The organism is Pseudomonas sp. (assembly GCF_051660785.1).
Classification (GTDB): domain Bacteria; phylum Pseudomonadota; class Gammaproteobacteria; order Pseudomonadales; family Pseudomonadaceae; genus Aquipseudomonas.
The window spans coordinates 26,187-52,288 of the sequence record NZ_JBOFQE010000028.1; the positions used below are offsets into that span (position 1 = coordinate 26,187).

Consider the following 26,102-nt stretch of genomic DNA (forward strand, 5'->3'; position numbering starts at 1 on the left):
GGCCAGTGCAACGTTGGGTGTCTGGAAGCTGTAGATCAGGAAGAAAAACTTTCCAACACAGCTAAACTCCAAAGACTTTCCGTTGACTTCGGGTGGCTAAGCATCAGCACCCTTGGCCTTGGAACGAATCTTCCTCGCTTCCAAATCCGCCAACAAACGAGATAAAGTGTCTCACCACAAAAGAAATTCTTTTTTGATATGAAGGCTCCAGTTCATCTCAACGCGCTGCGTGCTTTTGAAGCCAGTGCCCGCCACCAGAGCTTTTCTTCGGCTGCAGCCGAGCTGCACGTCACGCCTGCAGCGGTTGGCCAGCTCGTACGTACACTGGAGGATTGGCTAGGAACGCCTCTGTTTGTCCGCAATACCAGCGGTAAAGCACGGCTAATTCCCACGGATGCTGCCGAACGTGCTCTACCGGACATTCGAGCAGGCTTCGACAGACTGACCCTGGGGATGGAGCGGCTTCAGGAAAGTTCGATCCGTGGAGTGCTTACCGTGGCCGTAAGCCCGGCCTTCGCCGCCAAGTGGCTACTGCCCCGAATCGACCGCTTCCAGGTCATCTGCCCTGATACGGACGTGCGACTGGACACCAACCTCAAGCCGGTGGATTTCGTTGCTCAGCAAATCGACATCGGTGTGCGCTACGGCACGGGCAGGTGGCCAGGGCTGGCTGCCGAGAAGCTGATGGACGAAGAGATTTATCCAGTGTGCTCGCCGCAATTGCTGCGAGAGCACTGGCGCCTGCACAAGCCCGATGACCTGGTGCGGGAGATGTTGATTCACGATCTCTCGATGGATAACCACTCAGGCTTCCCGACCTGGGAAACCTGGATGCGCAAGGCTGGCGTGACGGACACGACCACCCTTCGCGGCATGCAAATCAACAACTCAGCTGCCGTCCTGCAGGCTGCAGTCGAAGGGCATGGTGTCGCGCTAGCCCGCAGCGTAATGGCGCGTGATGACCTGGCGAGCGGCCGCCTGGTTCGACTGTTCCCAGACATTAGCGTTGCTTCAGAGCTGGCTTACTACGTTGTCTACCGACCAGAGTGTGCCAGCTTGCCAAGGCTGGCAACCTTCCGAGAGTGGTTGCTATCCGAGGTAGCGAATACCTGGTAATGAACTTCAGCTTAGGCCGTTTTCTGCCTGACGTAAGGGACGGAAACCGGCCACTTGCAATCGTTAGCGAACGGCCGCAACGAGTCGTTTTCTGCCCTTCCTGAAAGGCAGAAATCGGCCAGTAGCGGACTCTCGGCAATACGGGTCAGACTCCAGCTTGCGAAGAAGACACGTGATTTGGCGCTCTTCAACTTGACCATCGACAGCAAACTACGTGCCTGGGACTTAACCAAGCTGCGAGTCCGAGACTAGCCCATGGGGAACCTTTCGACGTGTCGTACTTTGAAGCGGTACTGCAAGTCGCGTTCAGATTTGGCTAACAAGTCATTATCAGTTACCCAGATGATCACTTCGCCAACATAGGCAGAGCACCACCAAAAACCCGCCTATCGACATCAGCGCCGCACAGAGAAAAATCGCGGCATAGCCAAATCCTGAAGCAATAAGCCCCATGACCGGCCCGGCCATCCCCACTGCAATATCAAAGAACAACGAGAGAGCACTGAGCGCCGAATTTCGGTTCGCGGGAGGAGTGCTCGCCAATGTCTCCACGCCTAGCCCCGGATAAATCCATGACACCCCTATTCCGGTCAGCACTCCACCGGCAATGGCCAGAGCAGGAGACGGCGCGAGCCATATCAGCAGCATGCCCAAAGTCTGTACAACTAGGCACCCCCCCACCACGCGGTACCCCCTGTATCGCTGCAGTATCCCCGGCGACAACAAGCGCGCAACGATAAAACCCGCCCCGAAACCACTCAGGCAGTAGGCCGCGTGATCCCAGCTCAGGCTGTCGAAATACAGCGCGACGAAAGCGGTCAGTCCGCCAAACCCTACCGAGCTACAGACCAGAACGAGGCCATTGGGCATGACGGCGAACAGCACTCGATGAAAGGCCAGACGGGCACCTGCCACCAACGGCGCCGGACGCTTGCCCAGTGCCAAAACCAGGAACACCAATCCGAACAATACCGTGCACAACCCAACACTGGCGAGGCCCAGTGAATGGCGAAGCAACACACCCAATGGCGCGCCGACCGCCGTACCGCCGTAGGCCGCGATCCCATTCCACGACATGACCTGTGCTGCCCGAGGGGCACCACATAACCCGATGGCCCAGGTGCAGCAAGGCGTGGAGATCATGGCCGTGGACGCACCCAGCACCAGCCTGCCCAGCAGTAACAGAGTCAGGGTCAACCAGAGGTGGGTGGGAAGCATGATGGCGAGTGTCGTCAGGCTGCCGCTCACCATCAGGCCACCGAACCCACACACCACCGCGTATTTGGCTCCCAGTCGATCTGCTACACCGCCGGCCAACGGACGAGCCAGGAGTGTTGCCAAGTACTGCGAGCTGATCATTACACCAGCGAAAACTGAGGTCAGGCCCAAGTCATTGAGGACGTAGCCCGGCAACACCGCAAGCGGCAAGCCACTGCAGACGTAGGAGATAAAGTTGAAGACGATAATGGAAAGGATCAACCGGTTGCTGCGGATTGTCTTACCGTTGCCATGACTTAAAACAACGAGCTCGCTCATCACTCATCCCGCTCTATACCCCGTACGACATCCGCCAGCAGCTGCGGGTGTGATACGAACGGCTCGTGCGCGGTATCTATCTCTATAACCACGCCAGCACCGGCACGTTGCGCAAAACGGCGCTGCCAGTCCACGGGCAAAATGTTGTCGCGCAGTGTGATGATGTAACTCGCCGGAATCATTCCCGAGTATCCCTCACGGCGGATGGATTCTGTCGCCACACAGAGTGGTGTTGTGTCCTGGCTAACTTCGCCTAACAACCAACCCAGGGTTTGCTCATCCAGGTCGTGACCGAACATGGCCACAGCCAGCGCTTGAGGAGTAGTTTGCGCTGGATCCAGCGGCCAACCGACATGTTCCGGGCTTTCGCCGTGTAACGTATTGCCAAGCAACTCCAGAATGGATTGGCCTTCACTGGGCAATGCGCAGGCCAGGTACACCAGCTGCGAATACAGCTGAGGAGCGGCCAGCACCATCATCGGCAGCACGGCCCCAGCGATGGAATGCCCAAGCAACATGGCCTGGTTCACACCCAATGCATGCAGGTCTTCATTGAGTTCGTTGACCACATCGTCCAGCCGCAGGGATGCAACATCCCGACCACGCTTCTTGCCGCACCCAGGCATATCCAGAGTGATTACTCGTTCGAAACATCCGGATTGCTGGTTTAACGCCTCCACAAAAGGCCCCCAACACCACGAGCCATGATTGCCGCCATGCAGCAACACTAAATCGGTCATGCGCACACTCCTTGCTGCGGGCGCCGGTGGTCCCTGTTCTGATCACTTGATTGCATAGCAGCCCACGGCGACGACGTACCCGTTCACACGCTGCAGAAAAGTCCTCTTGTATTCGTTCTGCCCGGTCATAGGGTTGCGCCATTGATAGGTGATCTCACCTGCTTCATGCGTATTCATTTGCTTGAGAATGTCCTCGCCAATCGGCTTGCCGTCGGTTGAGCGCAATGACTTGAAGTCGGTGCCGATCAGCCGGGGCGAAAAGCCGTGAGCGACGAACCGCTTGGTTTTCAGGTCCACCACAAAGGCGTAGAGATCATCCTGGGTAAGCTGCTTATCGTGCTGATTAATGAGCCCGACGGTGGTTTTCGCGTCGCTGGCAACTTGCGACGAAATCTGGCGCAGCAGCTGTTGTGCCTGTTCAGGGCTTGACCGTGGCATGTAATAACCCACGGAGATCACCCGGTCTTTCACACGTTGATAGAACACGCGCTTACGCTCGACCTTACCGTGTTGCCAGTTCCACCAGCGGTATTCGGCGCTACGCACAATGCCGTCGTCTGGCTGCGAAATGGCTTGCTGGAATGCAGCCTTGAGGTCGTCGTCCAGAACGCTTACCACCGGTTTTCCGACCAGTGAAACCGAAGGCCCTCCGCTGGCAAGCATTACACCGGAGGTATCGACCACGTAGATGTACAGTTCACCATCGACATAGGCTCCCTGGCGACTGAACTCGGCCAGGGCGGTGTCGCCCTTGGCTTTGTATTCGGCGACAGCTTTTAACAGCAAGGCGTTGGCACGCTGGGTGTCGGCACCATAGGCATCCGCTGGCGCTTGTTGAGCCATGCCGACAAGAGAGACAAGGCAAAGGCCAAGAACAGTGAACGCTCGATAGAGGCTCATGGGTGTTGTTCCTCTGGTGATTTTTTTGATGTCGCGATGACCCGTGAAGGTTGATTCGCGTCACCGAAGGTCCACCATCAAGTTATCGATAAGCCGCGTCTTACCGACGCGGGCCGCCACCAGAATGACTAGATGAACATCGCGACTCGTCACCGGATTCAAATTCTGCGCATTTCGGACTTCAAAATAATCCAACTCAATGCCGGCAGCTGTCATGCGTTGGCTACAGGCCAGTAACTGGCCCTCGTCTACCCGCTTCTCCCTCCGAATTGACGCAGCCATTTGCTTCAGACACGCGTAAAGAAGGGGAGCGGACGAGCGTTCGTCCGCATTCAGATAGCCGTTGCGGGACGATAATGCCAAGCCATCCGCCGCGCGGATCGTTGGTGCGCCGACGATGTCAGTGACCATATTGAGGTCCTTTACCAGCGAACGAATGACGGCCAGTTGCTGATAATCCTTTTCACCGAAAACCGCCACGTCTGGCTGAACGATGTTCAGCAGCTTGGCAACGACCGTCGCCATTCCGTCAAAGTGACCAGGGCGTGCCGCACCGCAAAGACCTTCAGACATGTTCGGCACACTGACGACGGTCTGGCTGAGCATGCCATCCGGATAGATCTGTTCGACAGTGGGGGCAAACAGCACATCACAGCCAGCGTTGACCAATTTCTCCCGATCGGCGTCGGGCGTCCGGGGATAGTTGGCCAGATCTTCATTCGCTCCAAACTGGAGTGGATTGACAAAGATGCTCGCGACGACAAAGTCAGCACGCTGCTTCGCGCAATGAATCAAGGCGATATGACCGTCATGCAAGTTGCCCATGGTAGGCACCAGGGCGACTCTCCTGTTTTCACCTCGTGCACGGGTCACGAGGGCACGAAGCGCGCTGACTGTTTCGACTGTCAGCACCGGTTCACACCCCTTGGGATAATTGAGCTTCGATTGCCGCAAGCAGCCGAGGATCATCAGCTGCGACATCCGGGGCGAAACGAGCAACGACAGTGCCCTGACGATCAATCAGGAACTTCTCGAAATTCCACAGCACGTCTGTCGTGTTTGCGGACTCAATGCCATACCCCTTCAGACGCTCCCGGAAAGGGCCCTCACCCGTAGTCTCAGGCTGCGCTTCAGTGAGCTTCGAATACAGAGGGTGCTGGTCGGAACCGACAACCGAAACTTTCGAGAACAGCGGGAAATGAACGTCGTAGTTCACAGAACAAAACTCGACGATTTCCGCGTCACTGCCGGGCTCTTGCTCCCTGAAATCGTTGGCTGGAAAACCCAGCACCTCCAAGCCCTGAGATTTTTTGCTTTGGTAGAGCTTCTCAAGGCCTTCGTATTGCGGGGTCAGCCCGCATTTTGAAGCGACGTTGACCACCAACAGGACTTTGCCCCGATAGTCGCCAAGGGTACGGATGCTTCCATCGATCTGCTTCAGCGAAATGTCGTAAAGGGAGTTACTCATCTGTTTGCCTCATGCAGTTGTGCTTCAAAGGGTACGGCCGATGATTTCTTTCATGATTTCCGAGGTGCCGCCATAGATACGCGCGACCCGGGCGTCGACCCAGGCGCGGCTGATCTTGTATTCGCTCATGAAACCGTAGCCGCCATGTAACTGCAGGAATTCGTCAAGCAGCTTGCCTTGCATTTCCGAGCCCAGCAGTTTGGCCATTGCCGCGATTTCCGGCGTCAGTTCACCGCGCATCACTTTGGCCAGGCAGTCGTCGACGAACACCCGCAACATGGTGGCCTGGGCCTTGGCTTCAGCGAGTTTGAAGCGGGTGTTCTGGAAGTCGAGCACCGGTTTCCCGAAGACCTTGCGCTCCCGGGTGTAGCCGATTGTTTCTTCCAGCAGCGTGTCGATGGATTGCGCAGCACGGATCGCGATGATCAGGCGTTCCCAAGCCAATTGATGAGTCAGGTATTTGAATCCCATCCCCTCCTCACCCAATCGATTGCCGACGGGCACCCGGACTTCATCAAAAAACAATTCGGCAGTGTCTTGCCCTTTCAGGCCAATCTTTTCCAGCAGACGCCCCTTGGCAAAGCCGGCTCGGTCTTCCTCAACGCAGATCAGGGTCAGTTCCTTCGCCGCTGGATCAATCTTGGTGGCGGTGACCACCAGGCCGGCATTGCCGCCGTTGGTGATAAAGGTCTTCTGGCCGTTGACGATGTAGTCATCACCGTCACGCCGCGCCGAAGTGCGCATGGCGCGCAGGTCGCTGCCAATGCCCGGTTCGCTCATGGCAATCACACCAATCAATTCACCGCTGACCATGCGCGGCAGCCATTGCTGCTTCTGCTCTTCGCTGCCATAGGCAACGATGTAAGGCGTGACGATTTCCGAGTGAGTGGTGAAACCTACGGCGGTGGCGTTGGCCCGCGCCAGCTCTTCGATCATCACTGCCGAGTGACCGAAGTCGCCTCCGGGGCCGCCATATTCTTCGGGCACCGTGGAGCACAACAATCCGTTCTCTCCGGCCTTGAGCCAGACGTCCTTGGGAACGATGCCGTTCTTTTCCCACTCATGCAGGTAGGGCACGATTTCGCGGTCGACGAAACGGCGGGCCTGATCACGGAACATGTTGTGGTCTTCTCGAAATACGCCACGCATTTTGCTTACTCCAGATCGATTCTTGTATTGGGCGATGGGTAATCAGCGGTCCTGGTAATTGGGATCGCGCTTGTCGACAAAAGCCGCCACCGCTTCATGATGGTCTTCGGTGTGATGCGCCAACGCCTGATACGCCGCCGACAATTCCAGCAGCGAATCGAGGCGCATATGCTGGCCTTCACGCAGCAGACGCTTGCACAGGCGTAACGCATGACCGGGATTACTGGCGATTCGGCGCGCAAGCGCCTGCGCTTCCGATTGCAGCGTTTCGTGGGTGCAGACTTGCTCGACCAGACCCCATTCCAGCGCCTTGGCTGCATCGATAGCGTCACCGGTAAAGGCCATAAGACTGGCTTTAGGGATACCAATGATGCGCGGCAACAGCCAGGCGCCGCCGTCACCCGGAACGATGCCCAGGCGCACGAAACTCTCGGCGAAGATCGCCTTGGGCGCCGCCAGCCGGATATCGCACATACAGGCAAGATCGAGGCCCGCACCGATCGCCGGACCGTTAACCGCGGCGATCACCGGGATATCCAGCTCATAAATCGCCAGGGGAATACGCTGAATGCCGTCCCGGTAGGTATTGCGCAGTTCATACGGCGAGCCGGCGAAAATGCCGCCGCGCTCGTGCATGTCCTTTACGTTACCACCGGCACAAAATGCGCTGCCATTGCCGGTGAGCACCATGACCCGTACCGACATGTCACGGCGCAGTTCAGCGCAGAGATCGACAAACTCCTGAATCTGCTCGCGCGTCGTCAGGGCATTGCGGGTATCGGGATGGTTCATGCGCACGGTGACGATGCCGCCCTCGCGCTCAATCTGTAGAAACGGGCTCATACCGGATTACTCGCGAGACGGGTTGAGGGTTGTTGGCCATGGCTGGTGAGCAACGGCCAGTATCCATCGCTGCCGCCTTGGCATATTTGAGTACCCAGGCGCTGACTCCAAAGGCTGGCCGAGCCGAATTCACTGCGCCACGCCCACAACCGACGGGTGAGCAGATGCAGCGGATATTCCTCGGTAAAACCAATGGCGCCATGCACCGAATGAGCGATACCGGCGCCGACGCTCGCGGCTTCTGCGGTGCTGATTTTTGCCGCGGCGATGGTCATCGCCGCGAGCCCCGCACTGGATTCCGTGAAGGCCGCCTCGGCCGCGATGCCGGCGGCGGCAGCCTGCTCAGCGAATACTGCGAGCTGTTGTTGAATGGCCTGGAAAGAACCGATCGGCTTGCCGAACTGCTTGCGTTCACTGGCGTAGTTGGCGGTCATGTCCAATAGCGCGTGCAATGCCCCGGCGGACTGTGCCGCGCGCAACATTGCGCCGCCCAATTCCAGGACATTGGCGTCGAGCCCGCCGGGCAGCGGCGCTTGCGCCAGTACCTGGGCGCTGGTGAAACCCAAATCATCGCGCGGTTCGCCCGCCACATTCAGACTCAACGTCAGCTCGCTCGCCGCGCTGCGCGGCAGCAGCACCACATGCGCAACGCCGGTTGGGCTATTGGCGATGGCGACGACCGCTTCAACGTTGCGCCCCCAAGGGACCGAACAGGCGGTGCCATAAACGCGCTCGCCTTCAACTACCAGATCGGAATTGGCGGCCACGCTGATTGCACCCGCCCTTCCCTCCAGGCCGGCCTTGCTCAGCAGCCAGTTACCGAGCAGGGCTTCACCCAAAGGTGCCGGAACTGAAAAGCGCCCAGCGGCACGGACCAACACATACATATCGGCCCAACTGGCTTCAGCGCCACCCAGCGCTTCGGATACACCCGCCTGGGTGAAGCCCGACTCGTCCAGGGCGGCCCATAACTCGGCCGGCCATTCGCCGCCTTCACAACCCATCACATAAGCCGGCGTCGCCAGATCGGCAAACAGGCGTTCAATCGTCGCTTCGAATATCTCGCGCATTATCGCAACCCCAGGCCGCGGGCAATGATGCCGCGCAGAATTTCACGAGTGCCCCCGCGCAGTGAGAATGAGGGCGCCATCTGTGTCAGGTAAGCCAGCACGCGTGCATGCTCGCTACCGCCGTCCTGCCGTGGCTCGGTTTCCAGCAACAGCTGGGCAACTTCGGGGATTTCCTGCTCGAAGGCATTGCCGAGGTCCTTTACGCAGGAGGCTGCCCAGGCTGGATGTTCACCCGCTGCCAGCTGTGCCGTGACCGACAACGACATATTGCGCAGCGTCAGCAGCTTGGCCGAAAGGCGGCCGATCTCCCGCGCCTGCAATGCATCAGGTGTCTTGCCCACCGCGTCGATCAGTGTTTTCAACAGCGCCATGCAACTGAGGAACCGTTCCGGGCCGCTGCGTTCGAAGGCCAGTTCGGCGGTCACTTGATCCCAACCCTTGCCCTCAGTGCCAATCAAGGCATCGGCGGGCAGCCGCACATTGTCGAAAAACACTTCGTTGAAGTGCTCGCCACCGGCCAGGTCGCGAATCGGGCGGATGGTGATGCCGGGCAGGCTCAGGTCGACGATAAATTGCGACATGCCCTCATGCCGGGCGGCTTGTTTCTCACCGGTACGCACCAGAGCAATCATGTACTGCGAATGGTGCGCGTTGGTGGTCCAGACCTTCTGGCCATTGACTAGCCAGCTATCGCCATCACGCACTGCAGTGCTTTTGATCGAAGCCAAGTCCGAACCGGAATTAGGTTCGCTCATGCCGATGCAGAAGTAGCTTTCACCCCGGCAAATGGCTGGCAGGTAGTGCCGTTTTTGTTGCTCGGTACCAAAGCGATTGATCAGCGGTCCGCTTTGCCGGTCGGCGATCCAGTGGGCCGATACCGGCGCACCGGCGGCCAACAATTCTTCAATGATCACGTAGCGCGCAAAAGGACCCGCCTCGCCACCACCGTAGGCTTTGGGCAAGGCCATACCGACCCAGCCTCGCGCGCCGAGTTGCTTGCTGAATTCAGCGTCGAAGCCCATCCAGGACTGCGCACTCAAGGTGGGTGGGTAATCGGCCAGTGTGTCGAGAATGAACGCCCGCACTTCGGTGCGAAGCGCTTCCGCCTCGGGAGGGATATTGCTGTAGGAAAATTGACTGATGGCCATATGCGCTCTCTAACGCTGAACACAGGCGCAATCGCTTCGAACGAAGCGACCACAGAACGGCAACTATTCCCCAGCCGCCGTTGGCCGACGACTGGAGGAACAGCGGCAACTTACAACGCGGTTTGCGCGTCAGCGTCGGCGAACATCGCATTGATGTCGCCGGAGGTGACCGGCTTGTTGTCATGGCGACCGTGATCGGCACCACCCAAGCCCAGGGCCGGCTCGATGCTGACGTGCGTGGCCTGAGCCCGCAGCGCGCCGACCGTGCAGTTTTCCCGACCATGGATGGAGAACGGATCAAAGGAAAACTCACGCATTGCGTTCAAGTGAGTGACCTTGTCGATCATCTCCTTGGGCAGGTGCTGCAACCCTTCCCACGCGGTCTCCGGTGAGTTTGGCCAGGTGCAGTCGGAGTGCGGATAATCGCTTTCCCACGTGACCATCTCGGCGTTCAAGTAATCGAGATTCTTCAGGCCGAAATTATCTTCGATGAAGCAGGTGATGAAGTGCTTGTTGAAGATGTCGCTGGGCATCTTCCCGTCGAAGTTGGAATTGGTCCACGCGTTGTGGTGACGGTGGGTGAAGTCAGCGCGCTCCAGCAGGTAAGGAATCCAGCCGATGCCACCTTCGGAAAGGGCCATGCGCAGGTCGGGAAATTTCTTCCACATCGGCGCCCAGATCCAGTCAGCGGCAGAGTTGGCGATGGAAATCGGCATGGAGGTGATCCAGGCGTCGATAGGCGACAAATCCGAAGCGTGCTGAGCTTTCACCCCGGTACCGATATGGCAGCAGATCACCACCTTGTTATCGCTGCAGGCTTTCCACAGTGGGTCCCAGTAATCGCTATGGATCGAAGGGTAGCCATGAATGGCCGGGTTGTCCGACAGCGAAAGTGCGTGCACGCCCTGTTTGGCCAGACGTTCGACTTCGGCAGCGGCGGCTTTCATGTCCCACCACGGCACGATCATCAGCGGAATGAAGCGGCCTGGCGCAGCGTTGCACCAATCGTGCAAATGCCAGTCGTTGTAGGCCTGGATGGCTGCCATCGACACATCGCGGTCAGCATGTACCTGGAAACGTTGGCCGGCAAAGCCCGGGAAGGTGGGGAAGCACAATGAACCGAGTACGCCGTTGGCGTTCATGTCGTCGACGCGGTCCTTGATGTTCCAGGTACCACGACGCATTTGGTCGTAGCCCAGTGGCTCCATGCCGTATTCCTCTTTTGGTCGACCGACCACGGAGTTAAGGCCCATGTAGCCAGTGGCCTGCTCCTCGAAGACCCACACATCACGATCGCCTTTTTTCACCACATGCGGCTCACGCCCCTTGAAACGGGCGGGCATATGGCGAGCAAAAGCATTGGGCGGCTCGATCGCGTGGTCATCGACGCTGACAAGAATCAGATCTTCAACTTTCATTGTTTTCCCCTTCGCATTCGGGCTTGTTGTTGTGCCTGAATCATAGTGCACATCATCGCTTAATTACACACATTTTTTGAATGTGTTCATATTAATTCAAACACCAGTCCATCAGTCCCATAGCACGTGCAGATAGTGCGGACCGCGCAGCTGTGCGCCGACGATCTGCGGCCCGGGTTTGTCGGGGTCGAGACGGATGTTGGGCATCAGGTCGAGGATCGCATTCAGTGCGCAGTTGATTTCGGTTTTAGCCACAAACTGACCGATGCACATGTGCGGGCCAAAGCCGAAGCCAAACGATGGTTTGGGTTTACGGTCGATGTCGAATTTATCGGCGTTTTCGAAGGCGTCTTCGTCGCGATTGGCCGAGGTCACGATGCACTGCACCATTGCCCCTTTGGGGATGGCTACACCGCGAATCTCCAGGTCCTTCGCGGCCTGACGCACCTTGAAAGTGGCCACGGGCTCGAAGCGCACTGCTTCGTCGATGGCTTTGTTGACCAGGCTGCGGTCATTGCGCACCCGCTCCAGCACCTCCGGGTGTTGCAGCAGCAACGACATCAAGGTACCGAAGGTGCGAGTCGTGGTTTCGCTGGCGGCCGGGAGCAATGAGCGTACAAAAGTGGCGATTTCATGATCGTCCAGCGACCGTCCTTGATACTCCGCGTTGATCAGCCGGCTGATCAAGTCATCGCCCGATGCGCCCTCAGCGCGACGCTCGGACACCACCACTTTCACTACGTCGTACAAAGCTTGTGCAGCTTGCATCGCGGCGCCGCGGGCGGCGGCGGCTTTTTCCGGATCGACTTGCGGGCCGGCCAGGATGGCCAGCGCCCAGGCTGCGTACTGCTCGATCTGCTCGGGACGGTCTTCGGGAAAGCCGATCAAGGAGTAGATCACCCGAATCGGGAAATACAGGGCGAAGTCCATCAGGTCGGCACCCTTGGCCGGCACCATCGGTTTGAGGTACTCCTCACGAATCACGCGGTCGATCTTGGTTTCTTTCCAGCGATTCACCGTCTCAGGCATGAATACCGGCTGCAGCAGGTTACGGATATTCTTGTGGGCATCCCCGTCCATTGCGGTAAGGATCAAGCCATCGAAAAACGCACCAAGCCCCTCGGCGATAAAACCACTGGTAAAGGTGCCGGCGTCACGCATGACCGCCATGACATCGTCGTATTTGAACAGTGTGAAGGTCGGCCGGCTGGCATCCAGGCCGGCAATCGATGGCACGCCCAGACTCGCCATGAAGTTGCCTTGCAGCACGGGCGAATTGGCGCGCATATCGCGGTAGGTCGCGTGCAGGTCGATATCGCTGGTACCGCGATAATTACTGGCTACATCGGTGAAAGCCTTCGTCAGGTCGTTCTGCGCCGGTGTGGACATGATCGTCTCCGCTATTTTTGTCATTATTTTTTGTCAGGCAGCTGCTAAAGGCCCTGCCTTCTGGCTGATAATAGGCCCGACTGGATCTGCATTGGACACTTATTAGTTATTTGATCAACTATTTGTACTGCGAGACGTGTCAGTAGGCCTGCTGCACCAGAGTCATGCGGCCACCCGCCAACATCAGGGCGCAGTACAGCCCTAGCTCAGCCACCTGGGCGTCAGAGAAAAACTCCCTGAGCCGCAAGAAATGCGTGTCGTCAATGTCCAGGTAATCGCTGGCAAACAACTCCGCATAACGCAACGCGGCACGTTCGGCTGGCGTGAAGGACTCGCTGTCTGTGGCCATGCACGCAATATCCTCTTCCGTCACTGCGTCGGACTTGCGCGCCAGTTGGCAGGCCTGGCAAGTGGTGATGCTGGCGATTTTCAGCCGCACCAACTCGCGCAAACGCTCATCAAGCAGGCTGTCGCTGTGCAGGCTCTCCATCAAACCCAGCCAGGCCAGGGCTACCTTGGGTCGGTGAGCCCAGACCTGCACCGGCGTCGTTGAACTGAGCATGCGACTGCGCCGGCCCCGCTCCACCGCGTCTTGCAACGCAGCCGGCATGGCATCCAGCGGGATCAGTGGTAGGCGCGCCATATCAATCGAGCCGTTCGATGATGGTCGCCGTGCCCATGCCGCCGGCGCAGCAAATGGCTTGCAGGCCAAAACGCCCGCCTCGGCGTTCAAGCTCGTTCAACAAGGTGGTCATCAATCGTGCACCACTGGCACCCAAAGGATGACCGAGTGCAATAGCACCACCGTTGACGTTCAACTTGTCGTGCGACACACCTGTCTCCTGCATCCAGGCGAGCGGCACCGAGGCAAACGCTTCATTGACCTCGAACAAGTCGATGTCGTTGATGTTCAGCCCAGCCTGGCTCAACACCTTTTGAGTGGCAGCAATGGGGCCGGTGAGCATTAATGTTGGATCGGAGCCGACGGTGGTGAACGCCACAATCCGCGCTCGAGCCCTGAGCCCGAGTTTTTTCGCGGTTTCGGCACTCATCAACAGCAATGCTGCTGCTCCGTCGGAGATCTGTGATGAGTTGCCAGCGGTGATTCGACCCGTGTCCGGACGAAAACTTGTTTTAAGCGTCGCCAGCTTTTCCCGCGAAGTATCACGGCGAATGGTTTCATCCTGGCGCAACACAACAGCGGGCTCCGTCAGCACCTGCTCACGTAGCTCCTCGACCTCAACCGGCACTATTTCATTATCGAAATAACCGGCATCGGACGCCGCGGCAGCGCGCTGATGGCTGGCGAAAGCGAAATCATCCAGCGCATCGCGACTAAGCGACCAGTTGTCGGCGATACGCTCGGCAGCCTCGCCCTGACTGGTCAGTTCATAGCGTTGCGCTGCCATCCAGCCAAACGCCTCACCGTGGATTTCGCGGTTACTGCCCATGGGCACGCGACTCATGTTCTCCGCGCCACCCGCCACTACGATATCAGCGGATCCCGCCGCGATAGCGCCAACGGCCAGATGCACGGCCACTTCGCCCGAACCACATTTGCGGTCGATGGTCAGTCCCGGCACGGTGACCGGCCAACCGGCACCGAGTAAAGCCGTGCGGGCAATATTTGCGGACTGTTCGCCAATTTGCGTGACATTGCCGAAGATCACGTCATCAATCAGCGTGGGCGACACATCGACCCGCTCCAGCAAGCGACTGATCACCAGCGACCCCAGGTGATCGGCGCGTACGCCAGCCAGGCTGCCGCGGAACTTGCCGATCGGCGTGCGGACCGCATCTACAATGACGATGTCTTTCATAGCGCACTCGCCTTGAGCCCTGAACCCGGAACCTGTTTACCCTCTTCATAGCGGTAAACCCCCTGCCCTGACTTGCGTCCCAGTCGCCCGGCAGCAACCATTTTGATGATCAAAGGGCACGGCCTGAATTTCTCACCCAGGGTCTGGTGCAGATAGCGCAGAACAGACAGCCGGGTATCCCAACCGGTCAGGTCACCCAGTTCCAACGGGCCCATCGGATGGTTGAAGCCCAGACGCAGTGCCGTGTCGATGTCTTCGGCGGTCGCGGTGCCTTCCTGCAGCATCCACATCGCCTCGTTACCCAAAAGGGCAGACATGCGACTGGTGGTCAGTCCTGGCGATTCGTTGACGATGATCGAGGTTTTGCCAATCTGCTCGCAGAAGGTGCGAGTGCGCGCCACCACCTCATCACTGGTCGCCAACCCCCGCACGAGCTCCACCAGTTTCATTTTGTGCACGGGGTTGAAGAAGTGCATGCCGATTACACGATCTGCACACTCCACTGACGCCGCAATTTCGGTCACGCTGAGGGCCGACGTATTGGTCGCGATAATCGCGTCCGGCGCCAGCAGTGGCGCCGCCTGCGCGAGCACCGCCTTCTTCACTGCCAACTGCTCGGAGACCGTCTCCACCAGCCAATTGGCACCACTCGCCGCTTCACTCAAGTCGCTGCAGGTCAGCAGATTGGCCAACGATTGCTGGGCTTTTTCTTCGCTGACTTTGCCCAGGCGCACGCCATCGGCGAGGATTTTTTCGATGCTCGCCCTGGCGCTTGTCAGGGAAGCGGCATTGGTGTCGACCAACACCGTGCTGAAGCCGGAGCTGGCGAACGCATGCGCAATTCCGGTGCCCATCAGACCCGCACCGACGACGACTACTTTTTCTTTATTGGCGTTCATGTTTGGCTCTCGATTAGGCGCGGTTCTTTTTACTGACCACATTGCGCAACGTGCCAATGCCTTCGACGCTGGCTTCGACCACATCGCCTTCCTTGAGGAACAGACCGGTGCCCATCCCCACTCCCGCCGGCGACCCTGTGAACAACACATCGCCACAGGCAAAACTCGAGCGCTGCTGGACAAAGCGGATCAGATGATCAACACCCCAGGTCATTTCGCCGGTGGAGCCGTCCTGGCGCGTTTCACCATTTACTTTCAAGGTCAGGCGCAGCGTCGGCGACCCTTGCGGAAATTCATCTTTCGTGACGATCCAGGGACCAAGTCCGGTGGTTTGATCCTGGCTTTTGGCTGCGAACAGATCCATGCCAATACCCGCCGGCCCGCTACGCTGCAGGTCTCGAGCGCTGACGTCATTGCCGACGGTGTAACCGAGCACGCAAGCAAGCGGGTTTTCCAGGTCAATATCGTCATTGCCGATGACCGCTACCAATTCAACTTCGTGATCGAGCTCTTCAGTCAACGGTGGAAAGCGGATCGGGTCATTGGCGCCAATCAGCGCGCCATAGGCCTTGAGAAAGGCGACTGGCTGGGACGGCGCACTTAATCCAAACTCCACCAAATGCTTGGCGTAATTGGCGCCTGCCACGACCACGCGGTTTACGGGTTCTATCGGTGGCAACAGGCGAACTTTGGAGAGTGGCAGCGCTGGGCCGGCGAAACGCAACGAACTGATGCCGCGTCCGGCAGCCACGCCGGGCGCCCAGTCTTTGAAATTGCCGCAAATCGGCGTCACCTGATCTTGGGCGACATCGACCACCGCCCAAAAAACGCCTGTTTCAAAATACTCACATCGCGCCAGTTTCATCAAGCACCTACCTTGCCCAACTTGGCAGGATCGATGTGCAGCAAGCGGCATGCGTTTTCATAGCGAATCTTGCGCAAGTCGGCGTCGGACAACTTCAGGCCATGGGTCAGGTCATGACGCACGGCATCACTGCCGCCGAAGTTGCTGCCGTACAGCACATGGTCTGCACCGATGATATCGACCAGGGCCTGGCGCATCGGTACTTCATGCAGCTCTACGTCGAAGTAGAAGTTTTTCATGTACTCGAGCAGCGGCTTTTTGTTGTATTTGACGTCGAGGTTCTCGTTGGTCTTGGCCAGACGACCGAGCTGGTACGGGACATAGCCGCCACCATGGGTGATGTACACCTTCAGGTCAGGGAAGCGATCCAGTACGCCACCGCAAATCAGGTTCCAGAAACAACGGCTTTCGTCGTACTGCATGCCAACGATAGCGGTGGTTTCGTAGCGGTCGTCGTTGGCGTTCTTGCCCCAGGTGACCGACTGGTTGTAGCCGTGAATAAACATCGGCAAGTCCAGGTCGCAGAGGGTTTTCCACACCACGTCGAGTTCCGGCGAATCGAATTCCAGGCCGCCGAAGTTGGCGCCGCCAGCGACCAGACCCTTGGCACCCAGTACGGTGCAGGCATAGCGCAATTCAGCCGCCGCCGCTTCTGGCGCATTCAAAGGCACGTGAGCCCAGAACATCAGTCGATCAGGGGCTGCAGAGCAGTATTCCGCCAGCGTCTCGTTGACGGTGCGGGCGAAAGGTACGGCGAATTCTGCTTCGGTCCAGTACATGTAGCAGTGGGACGGAACGGAAACCACCTGCAGGTTTTGTCCCGCTGCGTCCATGCCAGCCAAGCGCACTTTCGGATCAGCCCAGCGCGCAAAATACTCTTCAAGCTTGGGACCCTTGCCGGAGCGCACGGCAGCCTTACGCTCTGGCGAGCCAAGACCGAGAATCCAGTCACCTACACGCAGCTTGATATCGCCATCGGCGTGCTGCTCGAAGAACGGGCCCCAGTGAGGGTGCTGGTTGTAATAGCCAGGGTGCGGTGCGTGGGCGTGAAGATCGATAAGCATGTCTAGGTACCTCGAAGTTGGCACTTTTTGTTGGTTATTTGTGCGGTGCCTTCACGTGGCCTGGTTCACGTTGCCACGAAAAGGGGAAGCCGACGGCTCACTGCCAAGACCAGAGCTTAAGATTAAATTGAGCAGAAATCAAAATACTGTTCAAATTATTTTATCGACGCACGAAGAGGCCTGACCCAGAGCCTTCAACCCGAGTCGGAAAAATGCTTGCAGGGGTGCAAAACTTCGAGTCAGTCTCGAAAAAGAGTGGAATGCAGGCGGGGAAAAATTAGCGTACGGAAACGCAAAGCCCCCGATATACGGGGGCTTTGGATAGCGTGATGGGCAGTTCTTGAACGTCAGCGGCGTGTGCGCGAGGTAGACCCCATGATCAGCGCGCCCAGGAGTTTTTTCACCCGGACCGGGAACAATCGACGCCCCGCTGCTTCTGGTACGAGGATTTCGCTCAACACGTACCGAATGATCATTTCGCAGATCAGTTCACGGTCAAGGCGCACCCCGAGTCGCTCGTCCCAATCGTCGAAAACGATCCCCAGGCCATCCTGAAAGCGCACGATCGAATCGTGGAAAATCCGTCGGAAGAAACCCAGCGCGTAGTCGGGAGCAACCACCAGAAGACGCCGCGCCCGACTTTGTTCCAGGTAGTTGTCGAGATAGGCAAACAGCGCATTCAAGCGCGCTTCCGGATCACTGATGTGGCCGAGTTCCTGGGACAGCGAGCTGTGAAAACTTTCGCGCTTGTGGCGCGAAAAGGTGTCCAGCAAGTCTTCTTGCGAGGCGAAATAGCGATAAAAGGTGCCACGGGAAACGCCCGCGACCTGGCAAACATCCAGGATCGAAATACGATCCGCGCCAGACATCAGCACGACTTCTTCAGTGGCCTTGAGGATGTTGGCAATGGTTTCTTCCGAACGGCGATTCGGCTTGACCTTGGTGCCTGCCACAGAGTTGGCGGCAGCACGGCGTTCTACGGGTTTAACCGGGCTCGCCCCAGCATCAGGCGCCGCATTTTTTTTGGATCTGGGAGCCGGCGCAGGCGCGTCTGCTTTCTTGGATGCGGCTTTTGGCATGGAGTGACGGGCTCATGAAGAGTAAGAATTGTGCAACGTTAACACAGGATCTGTGCATAAATAACACTATATGTTCAACTTTTAGCTAAAGACATTTGCGTAGTTTGTATTTAGAATCGGATTCTCTCTTCAAAATAAAATCAGGTAACCCGACCGGTATGGGTGCCTAAAAGGAGAAAACTGATGGGCAGCAGTGGAAATCCAGACACCTGGGCAGTGGGAGAACGAGACACTGTCATTGATGCGTTAGATCGTGCGGTAGCAAGGCATCCAGACAAAATATTGCTGGATTTCAGTGGTGAGTTATACACATATGCTCAGGTTGACTCACTCTCGACCAAGATGGCCAACGCACTGGCCACCCTGGGCGTCAAAGCCGGTGAAACCGTGCTGACGATGCTGGACAACAACATCGATGCCGTCACCACCTGGCTGGCCATCAACAAGCTCTGCGCTGTAAGTGTGCCGATCAACACCGCGCTCAAGGGCGAGTTTCTCCGCCATCAGATCGCCGATACCGGCACCTCGGTGGTGATTTGCGAATCGACCTACCTGCCACGCATCACCCCGCTCGCCGCACAACTGCAGGACGTCCACCACATTCTTCACCGTGGCACGCTTGAGGCAGTACCTGATTGCCCGATTCGCATTGCGCCACTGGATGAATGGCGTGGCCATGACGCCACCCCACTTGCCAATAAACCGCAACCTTCAGACCTTGCCTGCCTGATTTACACCTCGGGTACCACGGGCCCTTCCAAGGGCTGCATGATCAGCTACAACTTCATGTGCAATCTGGCGCGCCTGCAACTTCGCGCCGGCCCGGCCAGTGCCGACGACGTGACCATCACGCCGTTGCCACTTTTCCACATGAATGCTCTGTGCGTATCGATCATTGCCAGCATTCTGGTGGGTGCGCGCGCCGCCATTCTTGCGCGATTCTCGGTCTCGAACTTCTGGCCGGAAGTGGAGCGCTCGGGCGCGACCATTGCCTCTATCCTGGGCGGCATGGGCGGCCTCCTCGCCCAGGCGCCAGACAACGAGGCAATGCTGCGCTGCGTCGAGCAGATCCATACCGCCCGCGGCAACCCTTACACCGAAGACACCAAGAAGATCTGGCGCGAGCGCTTCGGCACCAGGCTGGTAGGCGGCAACGGGTATGGACTGACCGAAGCCTGCGTTATCACTTCGCTGGCTGCCGGTGAATACGCCGCGCCCGGCTCGTCGGGTAAACGTATTGCGGATTTTGACGTCAGAATCGTCGACGACCTCGATCAAGAAGTGCCGCCCAACTCCGCTGGCGAAATCGTGGTGCGCCCACTTCGTCCTGACATCATGTTCCAGGGCTACTGGCGTCGCCCGGAAGACACCCAGAAACTGATGCGCAACATGTGGTTCCACACGGGCGACGTTGGCAAATTCGATGATGATGGCTTCTTCTACTTTGTCGACCGCAAGAAGGACTACATGCGTCGCCGGGGAGAGAACATTTCCAGCTTTGAAATGGAAGCCGCTTTTGCTTCACACCCGGCATTGGCTGAGGTCGCGGTGCATGCCGTGCCTTCTGATAAAGGCGAGGATGATGTGAAGGTGACTGCCGTGCTACATGAAGGCGTGACGCTTGAGCCGGAGCAACTGTTCCATTGGGCCACCGACTCGGTGCCCTACTATGCCTTGCCGCGCTATATCGAGTTTCGCAGCAGTTTGCCGAAAAATCCGCAGGGACGAGTGTTGAAGTATTTGCTGCGTGATGAAGGCAAGACCCAAACAACCTGGGATCTGGAAACTACTTCGATTGTGGTGTCCAAAAAGTAATTGTCCTGGCCGCATGTGTCGGCCGCCCAACGTCGAAGCCCGCCTTGCAGCGGGCTTTCGCGTCTCTAGGGCCTTGGTGTCGCCTTTGCAGGAGTGAGCTTGCTCCTGCATTAATCGGGTGAACTCAATACTCGCGTACGGGAATATCTTTGGGGCGGGAGTTATAACCGGGCAGATGAAGGCCACCATCGACGTGGATGGTTTCACCCGTGATAAACCGCGACATCTCGGACGCTAAAAACACCACCACCGGCCCAATATCCGCCTCAGGCTCGCCACAGCGTCCCAAAGGACGCATCGATGCGGACATTTCGGCAAACCCCGGGTTCTCCGCAGCAAGCTTGTGGAACGTGGCACCCATCGCGGTAGGCGCGATGGCATTGGTTCGAATGTTGAACCGCCCCCATTCAGAGGCCGCGCTGCGAGTCAGCCCCACGATCGCTGCCTTCGCCGTATTGTAGTCGCCATGCAACCAGGCACCGATCTCGATATCGATGGAGTAGAAGTTGATGATCTTGCCGCCACCCCGCGCTTTCATGTGGGGCAGCGCGGCCTTCATCGCCCACCAGGCCGCCCACACTGTAGAACCGAGGGTTTTCTCCAGCATTGCATCGGTCTTCTCTTCGAGAAGAACATTGGGCGTTGGCGCAAATGCGTTGTTGACCAGAATGTCCAGCCCACCAAACTGATCAACGGCCAATTGCACGGCGGCTTCGATATCGGCCTTGCTGCACACGTCAGTCTTGATGAACATCGCTTGGGCACCCAGCGCTTTGAGTTCGGCGACTACGGCCTCGCCACTGGTGACATCCAGCTCGGCGACCACCACGGCAGCGCCCTCTTTGGCAAAGTTCAGCGCGATGCCGCGGCCTATTCCGCCACCTGCACCGGTAATCAACGCGACCTGTTTGTTTAGCAGTGCCATAGCCACTCCATTTCTTGTTTTTTAGTGAACATTATTGGTTATAGTGTTCAAATATAGCTGATTTCGTCAGCCAGAACAGTACTGGAACAAGGATATTGAGGATGAGTGTATTTCGTCGGCGCGTGGACATCATTGCTCATCCTGGCAATGGCACGGGTGAAGTCCGCGCCACCCTGGAGGACGACTTCCATCACTTCCGTGTCTGGGTCTGCCACCATGAAGGTGAAGTCACCGCCATTGGCGGTGAAGCGCTGCGCTACCCTTATTCCTTGTGTCCGCAGGCTTGCGATCAATTACAGCAGCTGCTGGGTATGAAACTGGACCGGATAGCCCACTCCGTCACCCGACAGACCGATGCCAGTCATCAATGCACCCATCTGCTGGACCTGACGGGCCTTGCCGTCGCCGCTGCCGCACGAGGTACCCACCAGCGCCGATATGACGTCAACATCGGCCAGCGCATCGCCAACCGCACTCGCGCCACGTTGATACGGGACGGCAATGAAGACCTGACCTGGGAAGTCAACGGCACCCTGATCGAAGGACCTTCACCTTATTGCGGCATCAACCTTCGCGAAGGCATGGCACGCTGGGCACTGAATACCCTCAATGAAGAAGCCGCCGAAGCGGCACTTTTACTGCGCCGCTGCACCCTGATTTCCATGGGGCGCGCGTACAACCTCGACGAGCAGATTCACGCCGCCACCACCGCTCTTTGTTACAGCCAACAACCCGAACGCGCGGAGCAGGCATTGCGCATGAAGGGCTCGACCCTGGACTTCAGTCATGAACAGCTGAAATTGTGCGCCCAGGATCAGGAATGGCTGAGACAACGGCACTAGTCGATCCGCTCTTGCGTCAAGAGCAATGCGGCCAATGCTTTCAAAGCACGGCGATCCGGGTTCAACCCAGACCGCCGATACGAACTAGAGGAAGACCGCCAGATTGGGGGTTCCGAGCACCGCTTGGTCGATGATGACTTCGCGCCGCGCCAGCTTGAATCCCGCCTCACTCAGGCGCAGCACATCCCGCCGTTCGCCACTGATGATGTCGACATGGTGGTCTTTGAACCGGCTGCGGGTCAGTAGCAGATAACTGGTCACCACGAACTCATCGCTCTTGTCGGTTTCTTCGACAAACACGTTGGTCACCAGACGCCGGGTACGCGAGGGAGGGTCTTCCGCCCAGGCGCTTTTGCCAGACAGGCGCAGGATTCGGCCCATGATCGAGCGGTAGTCATCGTGGTAATGCTGAACGCTGCGCACGATGGTGGCTTTTAACTCGGCGGCCAAGCGCGTCTGACGCAGCGGCACGGTGTACACCAGGTCGGTATCCAGGCGTTCGGCCCACTCCTGCAGGCGAATCTGGTCAAGCAGCGTGGCCTCCTCGTAGAGGAAGGTCACCACATCGTTGTAAATCGGCGAACCCACCGGTACTCGCTTGGTACCGACTGGGGAACCCGGCTGGATATCCTCCACACCGCGTTGTTGAACCTGAGCCATGAGTCATTCCCTCACTTTTATTCTTGTGAATGCTGATACCAGCGACGGCGGCCCGCGAGGGCCGCGATCAAACCAGGCGTGACGGACGCTTACTGGTCGTCCGATGCAGTCATCAGCTCATGCCAGTACAACCACCAGTGCCACTGTGTATCGTCCTTGGTAAAGCCTTCGTTGACGATGCCCGGGCCAGGCCAGCCCTCCGGTGCGCCCGTTTCAAAGACCGCCTGGTATTTCATCGTGCTCTTGCGGCCCATCGCGCCTTTGGCGGCCAGGGTCATGTGCGGCCAGGTGTCGGAGTCATCCTGCTCAACCATGCCGGACGTGCCGAACAGCTGGATGGTTTGCTTGAGCATCTTGTCGCGCAGTTCCGGGGAAGCGTCTTTCTCAGCAAATACCCAGTTGACGAACTCGAGCTTGTCCGGACCTTGCGGCACGTAGGCGTGCAGGGTCATCGAGCCGACGACAGTGCCATCCGGTTGCGGAATGTAGACAAAACCGAAAAGAATGTTCGGGAACATCCCACCGACTTGCGGCGGCATGCTGGTGAGCACTTTCAACTGATCTTCGGTGAGATTGCGTGCCAGCTGTTCGACCATGTCGGCGGTCATGCCGGCAGGCGGCAATGCTTCGAGCTTTTGCTGCACACTCAACTCTGCCGGATCGAGGCCGGTCAGGCGCTTGATCTTGCGCGCCAGGTCGATGCAGCGCAGGGCATGGCCATGGGGCGAGCTGATCTCGACGCCGATCATTTCCGGGCTGAGGTCGGCTGTTTCGCCCTCTCCTTTCTTGGCGTAGTTACCCACTTCACCCAACCAACGATGCAAGGTCAGTGTGTGGAAACCGTCGGCCGCCGATTGCTCGCCAGCCGTTTTCCAGTTGGCGTTAACGATAAAGCGCTGCGGTGGACCGAGTACTTCCATGCCCTTGTCGGAACGGCAGAAGAGCATGTCGTAATACCACTTGGCATCGCCGAGGAATTCGTCAAACGACGGCCCGTCGATATTCCAGGTCGCGAAAACCAAACCGCCATACAGTGTGACCCGAGCCTTTTTCAGGCCCAATTCTTCTTTGGGCAGCATCTTGCCGTGCATGCATTCACGCTCGACAGGCGAGCCGACGAAGTCACCATTCGGGCGGAAGGCCCAGCCGTGATAGATGCATTTATGAATTTGCGTGTTGCCGCAATCGGCAGTGCTGATGCGCATGCCGCGGTGCGGGCACACGTTGAGGTTGACGTACACCTCGCCCTCTTTACCACGGGCAACAATGACCGAGTCGGAGCCCAGGTCGCGGACCATGAAGTCTCCGGAATTGGGAATCTCCGACTCGTGACCCAGGAGTACCCAGATCTTGCCGAAGATTTTTTCCATCTCCAGCTCGTAGATTTCGCGATCGGATAACACGCGCATTTGTACTTCACGGCTAGAAGGATAGATGAGGTCCGAGACCTTGGTTCCATCAGACAATACGGGGCTTGTTCTTGTTAGCATGATTGCCTCCTGATCAGAGCGTCACGACAGTAGTCGCAGCGAAATATAAGACACTTTCTCTATTTATGTACATAGAATTCACTTTGCACTTGTAAGTGAATTCTTCCGTCATTCACGTACGTGTCAATCCTTGCTCGACGCCTTGCCCACTTGAGTGCGCAGCACACCAATGCCGTCGATCTCCAGTTCAACCACATCACCAGGCTTCAAATAACGCAATTGCTCCAGGCCGCAGCCGTTTCCGACTGTGCCGGAACCAAGAAACTCACCGGGGTACAGGGTTTCCGAACGAGACACGTGGGCAATCACGTCTTCGAAACTCCAGCGCATATCGCGGGTATTGCCGCGCCCCCACTCCTCGCCATTGACCCGGGCGACCATGTTCAGGTCATAGGGATCACCCAGCTCATCGGCTGTCACCAGACAGGGGCCCATGATGTTGGCGGTATCGAAATCCTTGCTCTTGGCCGGGCCGAGCATGCCCGGCATTTCCAGGGCCTGGGCGTCGCGGGCACTCATGTCGTTGAAGATGGTGTAGCCGACGATATGCGCCCGGGCGGCTTCACGGCTGATGTCTTTGCCGCGCTTGCCGATGTAGCAACCGAACTCCAGTTCGAAATCCATCGCCCGACTGAAACTTGGCCATTGGAATTCATCGTCGATGCCAATCACCGCGAAACGGTTGCCCTTGTAGTAGATGGGCTGCTTGTTGAAGGTCTCGATGACCCGGTCGTCGGCGCGTGTGTTCATCGCTTTCAGGGTGGCTTCGGGGTCTTCGGTACGCAGCGCACGGGCGCGACGGGCCGCCGCGAAGCTCTGGCGCAGATGCAATTCGAAGCAGGAACAGTCGCGCATTTGTGGAGGTGGCTGGATCGGTGCGCGCAGCTTCACGCTGTCACGCTCCAGCACTGCCGCCGAGGGAGCCTTGGCAACCAACGAACGGGCTAACTCAAGCGCCGGCTCACCGACCTCAACCAGCGCCAGAATGCTGCTTAATGCCACACTGTCGCGACCTTCCAGCAAGCGGTAAGCGTCTTGCAGGTCGAGGACCTGCTGGTCCCGATTGAGCAATGCTCCCGCGCGATCAAAACCTTCGGCATCGGTATACGTCACCAGTCTCATACGCGGCCACTCACGGGCAGCAGCGCACCGGTTACCGCTGCGGCTTCATCGGATAACAGAAATGCCACGACCGCCGCCAACGCCTGCGGGGTGACCCAGCGGCTGCTGTCGGCATCAGGCATGTCGGCGCGGTTGGCGGGGGTGTCAATAATGCTCGGCAGCACAGCGTTAACCGTTACACCACGATCCTTCAGCTCCTCGGCCAACGCTTCGGTCAACCGGGCCACACCGGCCTTGGAGGCGGCGTAAGCCCCCATACCTGTTGCGGCTTTGACCGAGGCCAGCGCGCCAATGTTGACGATACGCCCTGCCCCGGAATCCAGCAGGTGCGTCAACGCCGATTGGGAACTGACCACGGCGGTACGCACGTTCATCTGGTAAAGCCGATCCCAGGTCAGCAGGCTTCCACCTTCGACGGTCTCCCAGGCAAAACCGCCCGCGACATTGACCAAACCGTCGATGCCACCCAAATGCGCCGCAATCTGCTCGAACGCCGCGCTGGCCGATTCGACCGAAGTCAGGTCGACATCGCCCACACACAGCAGATTTTCCGTGTCCAATAAAGCGGCTGGGGCCTCGCTACGATCCAGCAACGCCACCCGGGCTCCACGCGCCAGCAGAAATTTGCCAAGTGCGCTGCCGAGGGCACCAAACCCGCCGGTGACGACTACCCTCTTGTCCAATAGTGATTGGGACATCGCGAAATCCTCTTGTTGTTGTTTTACGGCGCGAACGGTCGATTCG

General features: G+C 58.1%; 25 protein-coding genes and 1 pseudogene. 4 read left to right on the plus strand and 22 right to left on the minus strand.

All coding sequences use genetic code 11. The features are described 5' to 3' along the window. The first annotated feature begins 198 nt into the window (after positions 1-198). Together gcvA and ACRC4F_RS07020 are read left to right on the plus strand one after the other, a co-directional pair. A complete protein-coding gene (gene gcvA, locus ACRC4F_RS07015; protein WP_438658666.1) occupies positions 199-1,116 on the plus strand; it encodes a transcriptional regulator GcvA in 918 nt (305 codons plus the stop codon). Positions 1,117-1,254: 138 nt separating this feature from the next. Then, positions 1,255-1,365 (plus strand): annotated as a pseudogene (locus ACRC4F_RS07020) (integrase); the annotation flags it as partial. Between the two features lie 81 nt (positions 1,366-1,446). Here the strand turns inward: ACRC4F_RS07020 and ACRC4F_RS07025 are convergent. The 17 genes from ACRC4F_RS07025 to ACRC4F_RS07105 all read right to left on the minus strand — a co-directional run bounded on the left by ACRC4F_RS07025 (position 1,447) and on the right by ACRC4F_RS07105 (position 18,504). Beyond that, positions 1,447-2,652 carry an MFS transporter gene (locus ACRC4F_RS07025; protein ID WP_438658667.1) on the minus strand — a complete coding sequence of 402 codons (1,206 nt, stop codon included), beginning with the start codon at positions 2,650-2,652 and terminating at the stop codon, positions 1,447-1,449. Next, positions 2,652-3,392, minus strand: coding sequence for an alpha/beta fold hydrolase (locus ACRC4F_RS07030; protein WP_438658668.1), 741 nt, complete (start codon positions 3,390-3,392; stop codon positions 2,652-2,654). The genes ACRC4F_RS07025 and ACRC4F_RS07030 overlap by 1 nt, the downstream gene beginning before the upstream one ends. 42 nt (positions 3,393-3,434) lie before the next feature. Then, positions 3,435-4,292 (minus strand): cache domain-containing protein, encoded by an 858-nt coding sequence (locus ACRC4F_RS07035; protein ID WP_438658669.1) that lies wholly within the window; start codon positions 4,290-4,292, stop codon positions 3,435-3,437. 60 nt (positions 4,293-4,352) lie between these two features. Further along, positions 4,353-5,204, minus strand: a complete 852-nt coding sequence (panC, locus tag ACRC4F_RS07040; protein WP_223434531.1) for a pantoate--beta-alanine ligase — start codon at positions 5,202-5,204, stop codon at positions 4,353-4,355. A 4-nt stretch (positions 5,205-5,208) separates the two neighbouring features. After that, complete coding sequence (locus ACRC4F_RS07045) at positions 5,209-5,760, minus strand: glutathione peroxidase (protein WP_438658670.1); 552 nt, start codon at positions 5,758-5,760, stop codon at positions 5,209-5,211. 24 nt (positions 5,761-5,784) lie between these two features. Then, positions 5,785-6,909, minus strand: coding sequence for an acyl-CoA dehydrogenase family protein (locus ACRC4F_RS07050; RefSeq protein WP_273921653.1), 1,125 nt, complete (start codon positions 6,907-6,909; stop codon positions 5,785-5,787). Positions 6,910-6,951: 42 nt separating this feature from the next. Beyond that, positions 6,952-7,752, minus strand: a complete 801-nt coding sequence (locus tag ACRC4F_RS07055) for a crotonase/enoyl-CoA hydratase family protein (RefSeq protein ID WP_057005059.1) — start codon at positions 7,750-7,752, stop codon at positions 6,952-6,954. After that, positions 7,749-8,822, minus strand: coding sequence for an acyl-CoA dehydrogenase family protein (locus ACRC4F_RS07060; RefSeq protein WP_438658671.1), 1,074 nt, complete (start codon positions 8,820-8,822; stop codon positions 7,749-7,751). Before ACRC4F_RS07060 ends, ACRC4F_RS07055 begins: the two co-directional genes overlap by 4 nt. Beyond that, a complete protein-coding gene (locus ACRC4F_RS07065) occupies positions 8,822-9,970 on the minus strand; it encodes an acyl-CoA dehydrogenase family protein (protein ID WP_438658672.1) in 1,149 nt (382 codons plus the stop codon). The genes ACRC4F_RS07060 and ACRC4F_RS07065 overlap by 1 nt, the downstream gene beginning before the upstream one ends. Positions 9,971-10,080: 110 nt before the next feature. Next, entirely contained in the window at positions 10,081-11,388 is a 1,308-nt protein-coding gene (locus ACRC4F_RS07070; protein ID WP_083376144.1) for an amidohydrolase family protein, read from the minus strand. Between the two features lie 111 nt (positions 11,389-11,499). After that, positions 11,500-12,777, minus strand: coding sequence for a cytochrome P450 (locus ACRC4F_RS07075; RefSeq protein WP_438658673.1), 1,278 nt, complete (start codon positions 12,775-12,777; stop codon positions 11,500-11,502). A 139-nt stretch (positions 12,778-12,916) separates the two neighbouring features. After that, a complete protein-coding gene (locus ACRC4F_RS07080; protein ID WP_438658674.1) occupies positions 12,917-13,420 on the minus strand; it encodes a carboxymuconolactone decarboxylase family protein in 504 nt (167 codons plus the stop codon). Between the two features lies 1 nt (position 13,421). Beyond that, positions 13,422-14,597 (minus strand): thiolase family protein, encoded by a 1,176-nt coding sequence (locus ACRC4F_RS07085; protein WP_438658675.1) that lies wholly within the window; start codon positions 14,595-14,597, stop codon positions 13,422-13,424. Further along, on the minus strand, positions 14,594-15,496 hold the full coding sequence (locus ACRC4F_RS07090; protein WP_438658676.1) for a 3-hydroxyacyl-CoA dehydrogenase: 903 nt from the start codon (positions 15,494-15,496) through the stop codon (positions 14,594-14,596). The genes ACRC4F_RS07085 and ACRC4F_RS07090 overlap by 4 nt, the downstream gene beginning before the upstream one ends. Positions 15,497-15,509: 13 nt before the next feature. After that, positions 15,510-16,361, minus strand: a complete 852-nt coding sequence (locus ACRC4F_RS07095) for a fumarylacetoacetate hydrolase family protein (protein ID WP_438658677.1) — start codon at positions 16,359-16,361, stop codon at positions 15,510-15,512. Continuing rightward, complete coding sequence (locus tag ACRC4F_RS07100) at positions 16,361-17,425, minus strand: amidohydrolase family protein (RefSeq protein WP_020300781.1); 1,065 nt, start codon at positions 17,423-17,425, stop codon at positions 16,361-16,363. Before ACRC4F_RS07100 ends, ACRC4F_RS07095 begins: the two co-directional genes overlap by 1 nt. A gap of 347 nt (positions 17,426-17,772) precedes the next feature. After that, positions 17,773-18,504 (minus strand): TetR/AcrR family transcriptional regulator, encoded by a 732-nt coding sequence (locus ACRC4F_RS07105; protein ID WP_263286174.1) that lies wholly within the window; start codon positions 18,502-18,504, stop codon positions 17,773-17,775. Positions 18,505-18,687: 183 nt separating this feature from the next. Here ACRC4F_RS07105 and ACRC4F_RS07110 point away from each other — a divergent pair, with 183 nt between their 5' ends. Further along, complete coding sequence (locus ACRC4F_RS07110) at positions 18,688-20,319, plus strand: ATP-dependent acyl-CoA ligase (RefSeq protein ID WP_438658678.1); 1,632 nt, start codon at positions 18,688-18,690, stop codon at positions 20,317-20,319. A gap of 124 nt (positions 20,320-20,443) precedes the next feature. Here ACRC4F_RS07110 and ACRC4F_RS07115 read toward each other — a convergent pair whose 3' ends face one another. Continuing rightward, positions 20,444-21,244: an SDR family NAD(P)-dependent oxidoreductase gene (locus ACRC4F_RS07115; protein ID WP_438658679.1), complete on the minus strand. Its 801-nt coding sequence runs from the start codon at positions 21,242-21,244 to the stop codon at positions 20,444-20,446. A gap of 101 nt (positions 21,245-21,345) precedes the next feature. Here ACRC4F_RS07115 and ACRC4F_RS07120 point away from each other — a divergent pair, with 101 nt between their 5' ends. Further along, positions 21,346-22,086 carry a DUF2889 domain-containing protein gene (locus ACRC4F_RS07120; protein WP_083376136.1) on the plus strand — a complete coding sequence of 247 codons (741 nt, stop codon included), beginning with the start codon at positions 21,346-21,348 and terminating at the stop codon, positions 22,084-22,086. 84 nt (positions 22,087-22,170) lie between these two features. Here ACRC4F_RS07120 and ACRC4F_RS07125 read toward each other — a convergent pair whose 3' ends face one another. The 4 genes from ACRC4F_RS07125 to ACRC4F_RS07140 form a co-directional block, all read right to left on the minus strand. After that, a complete protein-coding gene (locus tag ACRC4F_RS07125) occupies positions 22,171-22,746 on the minus strand; it encodes an aromatic-ring-hydroxylating dioxygenase subunit beta (RefSeq protein ID WP_438658680.1) in 576 nt (191 codons plus the stop codon). An 89-nt stretch (positions 22,747-22,835) separates the two neighbouring features. Continuing rightward, positions 22,836-24,236, minus strand: coding sequence for a Rieske 2Fe-2S domain-containing protein (locus tag ACRC4F_RS07130; protein ID WP_083376135.1), 1,401 nt, complete (start codon positions 24,234-24,236; stop codon positions 22,836-22,838). A gap of 123 nt (positions 24,237-24,359) precedes the next feature. Beyond that, positions 24,360-25,358, minus strand: a complete 999-nt coding sequence (locus ACRC4F_RS07135) for a fumarylacetoacetate hydrolase family protein (protein ID WP_438658681.1) — start codon at positions 25,356-25,358, stop codon at positions 24,360-24,362. Beyond that, the gene (locus ACRC4F_RS07140; protein ID WP_223434400.1) at positions 25,355-26,056 is read right to left on the minus strand and encodes an SDR family NAD(P)-dependent oxidoreductase; all 702 of its coding nucleotides are present in this window, start codon (positions 26,054-26,056) and stop codon (positions 25,355-25,357) included. Before ACRC4F_RS07140 ends, ACRC4F_RS07135 begins: the two co-directional genes overlap by 4 nt. Positions 26,057-26,102: the final 46 nt, after the last annotated feature.